Genomic DNA, 255 nt, shown 5'->3' with positions numbered 1-255 from the left:
CCGGATCCAATATGGCTAAATCTTCTGCCGCGGGCCGCATCATCGCGATCCCGCTCAACAAGCTTCATGTCTCCGCGCGCAACGCACGCCCAAACGACACGTCCGACGTCACCGGGCTCGCGGCGCTACTGCGATCGCAAGGTCAGCTGCAGAACATGGTCGTGCACCCCGATGGCGACGACTATGGCGTGGCCGACGGCGGCCGACGGCTGCGCGCGTTCGGGCTGCTGCTCTCGCAGGGCCACGTCAAGCCTG

At 66.3% G+C, this 255-nt stretch carries 1 protein-coding gene; it reads left to right on the top strand.

Translation table 11 applies throughout. From position 1 onward, the window contains the following. Window positions 1-11: 11 nt before the first annotated feature. A partial coding sequence (locus AB3X98_RS42220) for a ParB N-terminal domain-containing protein (RefSeq protein WP_368603267.1) occupies window positions 12-255 on the top strand: 244 nt, incomplete at its 3' end.

This window comes from Paraburkholderia sp. BR14312 (genome assembly GCF_040948675.1).
Classification (GTDB): domain Bacteria; phylum Pseudomonadota; class Gammaproteobacteria; order Burkholderiales; family Burkholderiaceae; genus Paraburkholderia; species Paraburkholderia nodosa_A.
Note: the sequence above shows the minus strand (reverse complement) of the source record. Positions and strands in the feature narration are given on the sequence as shown.